Below are 11,059 nucleotides of genomic sequence, written 5' to 3' on the forward strand. Positions count from 1 at the left end.
TGGCATTCACGCCGCACTCGCGTGCCAGGCGCGATAGCATTCACGCCGCACTCGCGTGCCAGGCGCGATACCGAGGCGCCGGGCTGCCGACACAGTGCCACCAGTTCCGACTTCGCCGCTTCGTCGTACACGCTGCGTCCGTCGCTCTTGTGCCCCACCACCAGCCGGCGTTTGAGGGCTTCCAAATCGTCTGTCATTTACGTTCCCATGTTCATCTATGTGGGAACGTAGGCTGTCAGGTCACAGACCGCGGCTCAAGGACGTGGTTCATTGATCGCATACGTTGTATCGCGAGGCGATACGCGATACAAGGACTACCACTAGGACTCATCATGGCCCGCATGTTCAACCCCCCGCATCCCGGCCTCACGCTGCGCGATGACGTGCTGCCGGCGCTCGGCCTCAGCGTGACCGAGGCGGCCGAGCAGCTCGGCGTGTCGCGCGTGGCGCTCTCGCGCGTGATCAATGGCAACGCCGCCATCTCGCCCGAGCTGGCGATTCGCCTGGAGGCCTGGCTTGGCGCCGACCGTGGCGGCGCGGCGCGGCTCTGGCTCGGCGGCCAGAGCGACTACGACGAGTGGCAGGCACGCCAGCGGATCGCGAAGACGATGCATGTGAAGCGGGCGCCGAAGATCAAGGCAGAGCCCCAGCGAACGTCTCGGTAACTACCTCGGTGCCCAACGAGCGAGCGGCCCAGTTTGTCAGCGTCGCGCTCCGCCCTGTCACCACACTCTTCCCTTTGGGGCAGAAGATTTGCCTCACCACCCGATTGCGTCGCTGCAATCCATGCGGCCGGAAGTCGTGCATCCGGAAGTCGTGCGTCCGCCAGTCGCCCATCCGCCGGAAGTCACTTGCGCCAGGGGTGTCGTCCGCGAGGGTTGTGCAGGGCCGCACGGTGCGGAAGTGATTCGCAGATGATCTTCCGGGAATCGAAGCCCGACCACCTCATAGGAATAGTGGTCGATGGCACCCCGGCGGCTTGCAGCAGCGGTTCGCATCGACATGCGTGATCGGCGGGTTGATCGGACGGGTGGGCCCCCCAAGCAGCAGCACGGCCAGGAGAGAGCGCGTGAGCCATTCATGGCGCTCCACAGATTGATCTCTGTAGAGGGTGTTGCGAACTACCCTTTTCCTGTCGCATTCCGGTCGACAAGAAGCATTCTCACCAGCCGGCCTTCGCCAAGCGCCTCGGCAATGACCTGGAAGGCGAAATAGGGAATGAGTACGAGCAGCAGAAGCAGCGCGCCGGCCAGCGACTCCAGCAGCCGCTGGCCGAACAGCTCGCCAAGCGATTCACCGATCGATCGATGATGGAACAATCCCACCACGACCTCCTCGACGATCGTCAGGAAGATCAGCAGCATCAGGAAGGTGAAAGTCTTGCGCAGCACCGGCCAGATGAGTGGGCGATGAGCGTTGTGCCCCCCCAGCTTCAGAGCCCTGCCCAGCATCACGAACTTGGCGAGCAGCAGGGCTTTCACAATCGCCACGCCCCAGAAGACGAACTCGATGCCATGGCTGCGCAGCACTGCGGCTTTCATCACGTTCATCGCCCAGATGACGATGAAGAGGTAGGCAGTCAGGACCACGAGCTCCTGGAGCTCGCTGATCATTCGCTGACGCAACGGCGCCTTGGCTTTGATGTCGGATTCCATGGCGGATCTTCTTCACAGTTCGTGCGTACACCGACTCCCGCGTCGTATGGCCCGCGGCGCTGGCCGACCTCGCAGGGCATCGTACCGGCCGACTCGACCCATGGCGCGCGACCTTGCGCCTTCGATCATTGCGCGGTTGGTTCGACGCGGACATTGGGCGCGGGGGCAACTTTTTTGCCCGAAAGGGAAGACCACCGGCCATTTGAAGAGGCGTTCACGACCCGACAGCCGCGTCGACTTCATGCACGTGGCGATCACGGGTCGCCCCCCAGATCTAGGTGGCCCTGATGTCCTACTTGAGCAACTTGCCCATCGCGCCGCGGGGTTCCGCATCGAGCAAGTGGCCCTCGCGTCGACACCGGTAGACGATTGCAAACACCTGCAAAAAAATACTGGATGGGCGTACAGTATGCGCATGGACCCAATCAGCGCACAAACCTGGATTGCAGCCTGTGCCCACCAGCTGCAGCGCCAGTGGCGAACGGTGGACCCCGAGCAGCTCGAGGAGGTCGCGGCTGATCTTTGGCGCGACGAGCGGCTGCGATCGATGGCGCCCGCCATGGCCGCTGTGGAGTGGCTTCAACCCCTGAACGAACCGGAACGGTGAGGGGAGGGCTTCTCGAGCGGACCAGGTGGTCGTCGTCGAAGCTGTCGAGGCATCACACCGTTGGACATTTCAGTCAGCAGTTAAAAATCGACCCCCAAAAAGCAAAACGCCTGCAAGAACCGAAGTCCTTGCAGGCGTTCACTTTTTTCATGGTCGGGGCGAAAGGATTCGAACCTTCGACCCTCTGGTCCCAAACCAGATGCGCTACCAGGCTGCGCTACACCCCGACGAGCCTTCGATTCTAACCTGCGAATGGGGGCATCGGCGCGCCGGCGTTTTTCAGCGGCGCTGATATTGCGTCTTGCCGAACAGGATTTCGCGTTCCTTGTCACCCGTGATCGGCTGACGCAGGTCGGCCAGCACCTTGACGCCGCGCTGGACCGCCGGGCGTGCGGCGATGCCGTCGAACCATCGCTCCAGGTGCGGATAGTCGGTGAGCACGATGCCCTGGTTCTCCCAGCTGCGCAGCCAGGGAAAGATCGCGATGTCGGCGATCGAATAGCTCTCGCCAGCGATGAACTTGTTGTTCGACAGCTGCTTGTCGATCACGCCGTAGAGGCGCTTGGCCTCGTTGCTGTAGCGGTCGATCGCGTAGCCGATCTTCTCGGGCGCATACATGCGGAAGTGGTGCGCCTGGCCGAGCATCGGGCCGACGCCGCCCATCTGGAACATCAGCCACTGCAGCGTCTCGTAGCGTGCGCGGTCGCTGGCCGGAAGAAACTTGCCGGTCTTGCCGGCCAGGTAGACCAGGATGGCGCCGGACTCGAACAGCGAGATCGGCTTGCCATCCGGCCCTTGGGGATCGGTGATGGCCGGTATCTTGTTGTTGGGACTGATCGCGAGGAAGGAGGGCTCGAATTGGTCGCCTTTGCCGATGTTGACCGGATGCGCGACATAGGGAAGGCCGCATTCCTCCAGCATGATGTGGATCTTGTGGCCGTTGGGCGTGGGCCAGGAATAGGCGTCGATGGGCGCTTGAGGCATGTCGGGGAATCCGTGCGGGTGGCGAAGCCGGCCAGCATAGCGCTGGACCGGTTTTCCTGCAGGGCCCCGAGCCGCTCAGGCCGCCGCGACGGCCGACGCCGCCAGGTGCTGGTGGATCAGCGCCACCACCGCAGCGCCTTCGCCGATGGCGCCGCCGACGCGCTTGACCGAGCCCGCGCGCACGTCACCGACCGCGTACACGCCGGGGATGCTCGATTCGAGCGTCCCCGCGGTCTTGGCCGGAAAGCCGCCGCGCGCCGCCTGGCCCGTGAGCACGAAGCCGTGCTTGTCGAGCGCAACGCCGCAGCCCGCAAGCCAATCGGTTTCGGGCACCGCGCCGATGAAGAGGAAGATGTTGCGCGCCGGGCAATCCTCCTGCCTGCCGCTCAGGCGATGGCGCCAGGTCGCGCCGTTCAGGCCGCTGGCCGGCTCGCCGTGCAGCGCCACCAGTTCGGTGTGCGGGCGCAGCGCGATGTTGTCCGTGGCTTCGATGCGATCGATCAGGTAGCGCGACATGGTGGCCGCCAGCGAGGGCCCGCGCACCAGCACGTTGACCTTGGCCGCATGCTGCGACAGGAACACCGCGGCCTGGCCGGCCGAGTTGCCGCCGCCGACCAGCGCGACCTCCTGCCGGGCGCACAGCCTGGCCTCCAGCGCCGAGGCCCAGTACCAGATGCCCCGGCCCTCGAATTCCGCCAGCCGCGGGACCTCGGGCCGGCGGTAGCGCGCGCCGCTGGCGATCACCAGCGTCCTGGAGGTCAGGCGCCGGCCGTCGGCGAGCTGCACCGAGACTTCGCCCCGGGATTCGGCGGCGGTGCAATCGAGCGATTCCACCTGGGCCGGGATCAGCATCTCGACGCCGAACTTCTGCGCCTGCACGTAGGCACGCCCGGCCAGCGCGCCGCCCGAGATGCCGGTCGGAAAGCCCAGGTAGTTCTCGATCCGCGCGCTCGCCCCGGCCTGGCCGCCGAAGGAGCGGCAGTCGACCACGATCACGCGCAGGCCTTCCGAGGCCGCATAAACCGCGGTCGCGAGGCCGGCCGGGCCGGCGCCGACCACCAGGACGTCGAACAGGTCGTCGTGGGCGATGCTGTCGACCATGCCCAGGCAGCGCGCCAGCGCATGCTCGGTCGGATTGGGCATCACGGTGCCGTTGGGACAGACGACCAGCAGTTCGGCTTCGCCGTATTGCTCGAGCAGCGCCACTGCGTCGGCGTCTTGCGTGGCGTCGACCACCTGGTAGGGATGGCCGTTGCGGCCCAGGAAGTTCGAAAGCCGCAGCACGCCGGCCGACTGCGGCGGCCCGATCAGCACCGGTCCGCTGGCGCCCGATTCGATCAGCGCCACGCGCCGCAGGATCATCGCGCGCACCAGCCGCTCGCCGAGATCGGCCTCGGCGATGATCAGCGCCCGCAATTGGTCGGGCGGCACCAGCAGGGTCTGGACCTCGGTGTCCGCATGGCCGTCGACCAGCGCGGGGCGGCCCGAGAGCTGGGCCACCTCGGCCAGGAACTGGCCCGGCCCCTGGCGCTCGATCGGCACGACATGCCCCAGGCCGTCGCGCTGGGTGATCGACACCGCGCCGTCGAGCACGACGAACATCCCGGGGCCAGGCTCGCCGGCCCGGAAAAGGCAGTCGCCCCGCGCGTGGCGCTGCACGGTCCCGAAGCGCCGGATGCGTGCGATGTCCGCGTCGCTCAGGACCGGAAACATCTGGTGGCGGCGAGTCTCGACCTCGATCCTGGTTTCGGTGGCCATCAAAACTCCATAGAGCGAATTTCCGGCATTAAACGCTGAAGCGGCCCGGATCGCGCGGCGTCATGCAATTGCCTTCGAATCGACATGCTTGTTTCACCGCCGGTCCCCAGACTGCGTCCGTAGAAAGGGTCCCGATGAAAGAACTGCCCAACCCGACCTTCCCGTTCTCGCAGCTCGGCCTGCGCGGCTCCCTCCGGCCTGCGCCAGGTCCGGCTCCCGTTGCAATACCCGTGCCGCTCCCGCGCACGGAGGGTGGCCGAGAAACCGGCGGCATCAGCGTGAGCTGGGCGCGCCACCAGGACGAGGTGCGCGCCGCCCAGCGCCTGCGCTACGACGTGTTCGCCGGCGAGATGGGCGCACGGCTGGCGACGCCGGTCGCCGGCCATGACGTCGACCTCTTCGACGACTTCTGCGAGCACCTGCTGGTGCGCGAGGAAGCCACCGGCCAGGTGATCGGCACCTATCGGGTGCTGACGCCGGCCCAGGCCCGGCGCGTCGGCAGCACCTACAGCGACATCGAGTTCGACCTGACCCGCCTGCGCGACCTGCGCGAGCGCATGGTCGAGCTCGGCCGCAGCTGCGTGCATGCGGAGCATCGTCAGGGCGGTGTCATCCTGGCGCTCTGGGGCGCGCTGGCCGGCTTCATGAGCCGCAACAAGCTCGACACCATGATCGGTTGTGCCAGCATCCCGATGTGGCACCTCGGCGTGACCAGCGGCGACGCGGCCGCCAGCATCTGGCGTCAGCTCTCGGCCACCCACATGGCGCCGATCCAGTACCACGTGCAGCCGCGCCTGCCGCTGCCGGTGCAGCGCCTGGACGGCGCGCTCGAGATCGAGCCGCCGGCGCTCATCAAGGGCTACCTGCGGCTCGGCGCCAAGGTGCTCGGGCCGCCGGCCTGGGATCCGGACTTCAACACCGCGGACCTGCCGATGCTGATGCGCATCGACGAGTTGCCGGCACGCTACAAGAGGCACTTCCAGGGTCGCTGAGGGCCGAGGGAGTGTTGGAATTCCGTCACGCAATCGTCACAAAACTGTCATGTGCGCCCGTGACACTGGCATGCTGCGATCGTTGAGCACTCCCGCGGCGGTTGTTACAGAATCCATATTCATGCCGCCTGCCACTTCCGACAAATCGCCTGCCATCGTCGAACCCGAAACCGCCCTGACCCTGCTCGATCGGGATCACGCCATCCTGGCCTTCAACGAGCGCGTGCTCGACTGGGCCTACCGCCCCGAGGTGCCGCTGATCGAGCGCCTGCGCTACCTGTGCATCGTCTCATCCAACCTCGACGAGTTTTTCGAGGTCCGGGCCGCGCCCCATCTGGCGGCCGGCGTGGCCGGCGACCAGAAGGGCAACTACACGGTCAAATCCTTCGAGCACCTCGCCGAGGCGGCGCATTCGCTGGTGGCGCGCCAGTACGCGCTCTACAACGACGGGCTGATCCCGGCCTTCGCGAGCCAGGGCGTCCACATCATCTCGCACGGAGAGCGCAATCCGGTCCAGCGCAAGTGGGTGCACGAGTACTTCGAGCGCGAGGTTCGCCCGCTGCTGATTCCGGTCGGGCTGGATCCGGCCCATCCGTTTCCGCAGGTCGCCAACAAGTCGCTCAACTTCATCGTGAGGCTCGGCGGCAAGGATGCCTTCGGCCGCGAAAACCCGATCGCCATCGTGAAGGTACCGCGCGTGCTGCCGCGCGTGATTCGCCTGCCGGCCAAGGTCTCCGGCGGCAAGACGCTGTTCATCGCGCTGTCCAGCGTGGTGCGGGCCCACCTGTCGAGCATGTTCCCGGGGCGGGAAGTGGGCGAGTTCTCCCAGTTCCGCGTGACGCGGCATTCCGACCTCGCGGTGGACGAGGAGGATGTCCGCAACCTGCGCACCGCCCTGCGGCAAGGTCTGGAGCACCGCCACTACGGCCAGGCGGTGCGGCTGGAGGTTTCCTCCAGTTGCGCCGAATCGCTCGCGAGCTTCCTGCTGGCGCAATTCAATCTGCCGCCGCAGGCGCTCTACCGGGTGCACGGCCCGGTGAACCTGGCGCGCCTGACGCAGCTGATCGACCTGCTCGACGAGCCGCAGCTTCGCTTTGCGCCGTACCAGGCCTCCTACCCGATCACGCTGTCGCCCGGGCAGTCCTTCTTCGACCGGCTGCAGCGCGGCGACGTGCTGATCCACCAGCCCTTCGAGAGCTTCGGCGGCGTCCTGGCCTTCCTGCGCGAAGCGGTGCAAGACCCGCAGGTGCTCGCGATCAAGCAGACGATCTACCGCACCGGCACTGACTCCGAGCTGATGGACCTGCTGCGCGAGGCGGTCCGCCGCGGCAAGGAAGTGACCGTGGTGGTGGAACTCAAGGCGCGCTTCGACGAAGAGGCCAACATCAACTGGGCCGAGATGCTCGAGTCGATCGGCGCCCAGGTCGTCTACGGCGTGGTCGGCCTGAAGACGCACGCCAAGATGCTGCTGGTGACGCGCCGCGAGGGCCGGCAGATGCGGCGCTACGGCCATCTGTCGACCGGCAACTACAACCCGCGCACCGCCGCGCTCTACACCGACATCAGCCATCTCACGGCCGACCCGCTGCTGACCGCCGACATGGAGGCGGTGTTCGTGCACCTGGCCAGCCAGAGCCGGCTGCCGAAGCTGCACCGCATGTGGCTGGCGCCCTTCGACCTGCATCGCAACCTGATCGCGCGCATCGACGCGCTCGGGGTCGCCGCGGCGGCCGGCAAGGCCACGCGCATCGTCGCCAAGATGAACGCGCTGACCGACGAGGCGCTGATCGCCTCGCTGGTCAGGGCCGGGCAGAAGGGCGTCAAGATCGACCTCATCGTGCGTGCCGCCTGCACCTTGCCGGCGCGGGTGCCGGGGCTGACCGACAACATCCGCGTGCGCTCGGTGATCGGGCGCTTCCTCGAACATTCGCGGGTCTTCTATTTCCGCCAGGGCGACGACGAGTCGCTGTACCTTTCGAGCGCCGACTGGATGAACCGCAACATGCTGCGCCGGATCGAACTGGCCTGGCCGGTGACCGACCCGGGGCTGCGGCAACGGCTCATCGACGAGTGCCTGGTGGCCTACCTGCACGACGGGCGCGACGCCTGGGACCTCGGTCCCGACGGCGTCTATCGCCGCGTCGACGCGGACACGCATGCGGGTGAGGAGGGCGCCTCGCGCGCCATCGAGGCCCACGGTGCGCAGACGGCCCTCATGAACCGCTACGCTTCGCGCGGGCTCCGCCGCGCGGCATCACGGGATTGACCGAATCATGGACCTTATTTTCTGGCGCCACGCCGAGGCAGACGACTGGACCGAGGGCTGCGACGACCTGCAGCGCGCGTTGACCTCGCGCGGCGAGAAGCAGGCCAAGCGCATGGCCGGCTGGCTCGATCGGCAGCTGCCCGAGGGCACGCGCATCGTGTGCAGTCCGGCGCGCCGGTGCGAGCAGACCGCGCTGGCGCTCGGGCGCAAGTACAAGCTGCGCACCGAGCTCGCGCCCGACACCACGCCCGATGCGCTGCTGGCCGCCGCCGGATGGCCGAACGGCAAGTCGGTGGTGCTGCTGATCGGCCACCAGCCTTCGCTGGGCCAGGCGATCTCGCTGCTGCTGGGGCTGCAGCAGGACAGCTGCCCGGTGCGCAAGGGCGCGGTCTGGTGGATCCGCACGCGCGAGCGAGACGGCGACGTGCAGACGGTGGTGGTGACGGTTCAGGCGCCCGAGCTGCTGTAGCGGCGTTCGGGCGCGGGGCTCAGGGCCGGCCGGCGCCGGGCCGCCAGCGCGGCGAAGTCCGCGCTTGACACGGACGGGCGGCCTGCAGCTACCCCCTTGGGGGCAGCGACCCACACGCAGTGGGGGAGCGTGGGAGCCTCCAGATTCAGATTCCGGTGAGCTCGAGCCGCCACGGGGTCTTCTGCCAGGCCAGCACCTCTTCGCGCAGCAGGTACGCGGATTGCGGGAAGAGGTCGGACCAGCCGGCGCGGCAGCCGACGACGAACAGCCGCGTGTCGGGCTGTTCGATTCGCAGCCCCTGCAGGTCGGGGTTGCGCCGGGCGTGGCACAGGATCACGGCCAGCCGCAGCGCGATGAGCTGCGGGACGAAGCTCTCGTCGTCCAGCGACGTTTCCAGCTTGCGCAGCTTGCCGCGATGCCCCAGCACCAGCTGGCTCAGGGCATGCATCTCGTTGACCGCGAAGCCGGGCGCCTCGGCGTTGTCCAGGATGTAGGCGCCGTGCTTGTGGTATTCGCTGTGCGAGATCTGGGTCCCGATCTCGTGCAGCTGCGCGGCCCAGCCGAGCTTGCGCAGCGCGCGGCCGGCCCGGCTCGTGGTGCTGCCGCCGCGCGCCGCCGGATTGAGCTGCACATAGAGGGCGGCGGCGGTCTCGCCGACCCGCTTGACCTGGGCGCTGTCGACCGGAAAGCGGGTCGCCAGCCGTGCCACGGTGGCAGTGCGCAGGTCGGCCACCACGTCGTCGCGCTCGAGCAGCTCGTACAGCACGCCATGGCGCAGTGCGCCCTGGGCGACCTTCATTTCCTCGATCTCGAGCAGGTCGAACACGGCCCGCAGAACGGTCACGCCGCCGCCGATCACCGCCTTGCGGTCCTCTCGCATGCCCTCGATGCGCAGCCGGTCGGCGTTGCCGGCCCGCAGCAGCCGGTCGACCAGCCAGTCGAGACCATCGCGCGTGATCAGGCCCGGCTCGTTGCCGGCCGCGGTCAGGACGTCGCCGACGGCGCCGATCGTGCCGGAGCTGCCGTACACGACGTCCCAGCGGTCGGGCACGTAGGTTTCCAGCGCTTCGTCGAGCACCGCCTTGGCAGCCACCTCGGCAGCCTGGAAGGCCGAGGGCGTGAACAGCCCCTGCGGGAAGTGCTTCATCGACCAGGCGACGCTGCCGACCCGGTAGGACTCCATGACCTCGGCCACGAGCGCCTGGCCGATGATCATCTCGGTCGAGCGGCCGCCGATGTCCACCACCAGGCGGCGTTCGCGATTCGAGGCGTCGGTGTGGGGCAGGGTGTGCGCCACGCCCTGGTAGATCAGGCGGGCCTCCTCGGGGCCCGTGACGACGTCGATGCCGAAGCCCAGAACGGTGCGTGCGCGCAACAGGAACTCGTCGCGGTTGCGGGCTTCGCGCAGCGTCTGGGTGGCCACCGCGCGGACCTGGGAGCGATCGAAGCCCGCCAGCCGTTCGCCGAAGCGCGCCAGCGTGTCCCAGCCGCGCTGCATCGCCTCCGGCGTGAGATTGCGCGAACTGTCGAGGCCGTTGCCCTGGCGGACGGTTTCCTTGAGGTATTCGGTGCGATGGATCTGGCCGTGGTCGACCTGGCCGATCTCCAGTCGATAGCTGTTCGAGCCGAGATCGACCGCGGCGAGGCGGGTTCCGTTTTTCATAGTGAGGTGCAAAGGGCGGGGCCTGATCGTAGCCCGGTGGGCACGCAAGGCTAGATGGGCCGTGTGACGAATATGTGACAGCGACACACGATCACACACCGCAGCAGCTGTTTCTCCCTCTGTACGCGGGTGTCACGACGTTGTCACACAAGCTTTCTAGAGTCGCTGCCAAGCCCCCAAGGGGCCCTTTTGCAGCTCAAAGGAAGCACCATGAAAACGACGTTCAAATTCGCTGCCGCCGGCCTGATCGCCGCGGCATTCGCGCAAGTTCCGGCCCTGGCCCAGGAAGCCGCCACCGGCGCCGGCGCCAGCTTCCCGGCGCCGCTGTATTCGAAGTGGGCCGCCGATTTCAACAAGGCCACCGGCGCCAAGATCAACTACCAGTCGGTCGGCTCGGGCGCCGGCCTCAAGCAGATCGACGCCAAGACGGTCGACTTCGGCGCCTCCGACATGCCGCTGACCGACGAAGAGCTCAAGACCAAGGGGCTCGTGCAGTTCCCGACCGTCATCGGCGGCGTGATCCCGGTGGTCAACATCCAGGGCATCAAGCCGGGCGAGCTCAAGCTCAGCGGCCAGGTCATCGGCGACATCTACCTGGGCAAGATCGCCAAGTGGAACGATCCGGCCATCAAGGCGCTGAACCCCTCGCTGGCGCTGCCGGACGC

General features: G+C 67.4%; 11 protein-coding genes and 1 tRNA gene. 6 read left to right on the top strand and 6 right to left on the bottom strand.

Annotation, left to right across the window (positions count from 1 at the left end; translation table 11 throughout):
- Positions 1-197 (bottom strand): transposase (locus tag AC1D2O_RS37220; protein ID WP_478158883.1); only part of this gene is annotated, 197 nt, incomplete at its 3' end.
- Between the two features lie 135 nt (positions 198-332).
- On the opposite strand from AC1D2O_RS37220, the gene AC1D2O_RS37225 reads away from it, so the two are divergent.
- The gene (locus AC1D2O_RS37225) at positions 333-665 is read left to right on the top strand and encodes a HigA family addiction module antitoxin (RefSeq protein ID WP_478158884.1); all 333 of its coding nucleotides are present in this window, start codon (positions 333-335) and stop codon (positions 663-665) included.
- A 456-nt stretch (positions 666-1,121) separates the two neighbouring features.
- Here AC1D2O_RS37225 and AC1D2O_RS37230 read toward each other — a convergent pair whose 3' ends face one another.
- Positions 1,122-1,655 (bottom strand): hypothetical protein, encoded by a 534-nt coding sequence (locus tag AC1D2O_RS37230; protein WP_478158885.1) that lies wholly within the window; start codon positions 1,653-1,655, stop codon positions 1,122-1,124.
- 100 nt (positions 1,656-1,755) lie between these two features.
- Between AC1D2O_RS37230 and AC1D2O_RS37235 the strand changes: the two genes are divergently transcribed.
- On the top strand, positions 1,756-2,262 hold the full coding sequence (locus tag AC1D2O_RS37235) for a hypothetical protein (protein WP_478094156.1): 507 nt from the start codon (positions 1,756-1,758) through the stop codon (positions 2,260-2,262).
- A 150-nt stretch (positions 2,263-2,412) separates the two neighbouring features.
- Here AC1D2O_RS37235 and AC1D2O_RS37240 read toward each other — a convergent pair.
- The 3 genes from AC1D2O_RS37240 to AC1D2O_RS37250 form a co-directional block, all read right to left on the bottom strand.
- Positions 2,413-2,489, bottom strand: a tRNA-Pro gene (locus tag AC1D2O_RS37240).
- Between the two features lie 52 nt (positions 2,490-2,541).
- Positions 2,542-3,246, bottom strand: a complete 705-nt coding sequence (locus AC1D2O_RS37245; RefSeq protein WP_478158886.1) for a glutathione binding-like protein — start codon at positions 3,244-3,246, stop codon at positions 2,542-2,544.
- Positions 3,247-3,321: 75 nt separating this feature from the next.
- Entirely contained in the window at positions 3,322-5,004 is a 1,683-nt protein-coding gene (locus AC1D2O_RS37250; protein ID WP_478158887.1) for an FAD-dependent oxidoreductase, read from the bottom strand.
- 134 nt (positions 5,005-5,138) lie between these two features.
- Between AC1D2O_RS37250 and AC1D2O_RS37255 the strand changes: the two genes are divergently transcribed.
- The 3 genes from AC1D2O_RS37255 to AC1D2O_RS37265 all read left to right on the top strand — a co-directional run bounded on the left by AC1D2O_RS37255 (position 5,139) and on the right by AC1D2O_RS37265 (position 8,731).
- The gene (locus tag AC1D2O_RS37255) at positions 5,139-5,996 is read left to right on the top strand and encodes a GNAT family N-acetyltransferase (RefSeq protein ID WP_478094333.1); all 858 of its coding nucleotides are present in this window, start codon (positions 5,139-5,141) and stop codon (positions 5,994-5,996) included.
- A 121-nt stretch (positions 5,997-6,117) separates the two neighbouring features.
- Positions 6,118-8,262 (top strand): polyphosphate kinase 1, encoded by a 2,145-nt coding sequence (gene ppk1 / locus AC1D2O_RS37260; protein WP_478158888.1) that lies wholly within the window; start codon positions 6,118-6,120, stop codon positions 8,260-8,262.
- Positions 8,263-8,269: 7 nt separating this feature from the next.
- Positions 8,270-8,731 (top strand): SixA phosphatase family protein, encoded by a 462-nt coding sequence (locus AC1D2O_RS37265; protein WP_478093993.1) that lies wholly within the window; start codon positions 8,270-8,272, stop codon positions 8,729-8,731.
- A 145-nt stretch (positions 8,732-8,876) separates the two neighbouring features.
- Here the strand turns inward: AC1D2O_RS37265 and AC1D2O_RS37270 are convergent, their stop codons facing one another.
- On the bottom strand, positions 8,877-10,394 hold the full coding sequence (locus AC1D2O_RS37270; RefSeq protein ID WP_478093995.1) for a Ppx/GppA phosphatase family protein: 1,518 nt from the start codon (positions 10,392-10,394) through the stop codon (positions 8,877-8,879).
- Between the two features lie 210 nt (positions 10,395-10,604).
- Between AC1D2O_RS37270 and AC1D2O_RS37275 the strand changes: the two genes are divergently transcribed.
- A partial coding sequence (locus AC1D2O_RS37275) for an extracellular solute-binding protein (RefSeq protein WP_478158889.1) occupies positions 10,605-11,059 on the top strand: 455 nt, incomplete at its 3' end.

The organism is Variovorax sp. P1_G12, assembly GCF_056405555.1.

Excerpts from the sequence above, each read along its gene's own strand:
- AC1D2O_RS37225 (WP_478158884.1), top strand. The coding sequence starts at position 333 with ATGGCCCGCATGTTCAACCCCCCGCATCCCGGCCTCACGCTGCGCGAT.
- AC1D2O_RS37230 (WP_478158885.1), bottom strand. The coding sequence starts at position 1,655 with ATGGAATCCGACATCAAAGCCAAGGCGCCGTTGCGTCAGCGAATGATC.
- AC1D2O_RS37245 (WP_478158886.1), bottom strand. The coding sequence starts at position 3,246 with ATGCCTCAAGCGCCCATCGACGCCTATTCCTGGCCCACGCCCAACGGC.
- ppk1 (WP_478158888.1), top strand. The coding sequence starts at position 6,118 with ATGCCGCCTGCCACTTCCGACAAATCGCCTGCCATCGTCGAACCCGAA.
- AC1D2O_RS37250 (WP_478158887.1), bottom strand. The coding sequence starts at position 5,004 with ATGGCCACCGAAACCAGGATCGAGGTCGAGACTCGCCGCCACCAGATG.
- AC1D2O_RS37270 (WP_478093995.1), bottom strand. The coding sequence starts at position 10,394 with ATGAAAAACGGAACCCGCCTCGCCGCGGTCGATCTCGGCTCGAACAGC.
- AC1D2O_RS37235 (WP_478094156.1), top strand. The coding sequence starts at position 1,756 with ATGGCGCGCGACCTTGCGCCTTCGATCATTGCGCGGTTGGTTCGACGC.
- AC1D2O_RS37265 (WP_478093993.1), top strand. The coding sequence starts at position 8,270 with ATGGACCTTATTTTCTGGCGCCACGCCGAGGCAGACGACTGGACCGAG.
- AC1D2O_RS37255 (WP_478094333.1), top strand. The coding sequence starts at position 5,139 with ATGAAAGAACTGCCCAACCCGACCTTCCCGTTCTCGCAGCTCGGCCTG.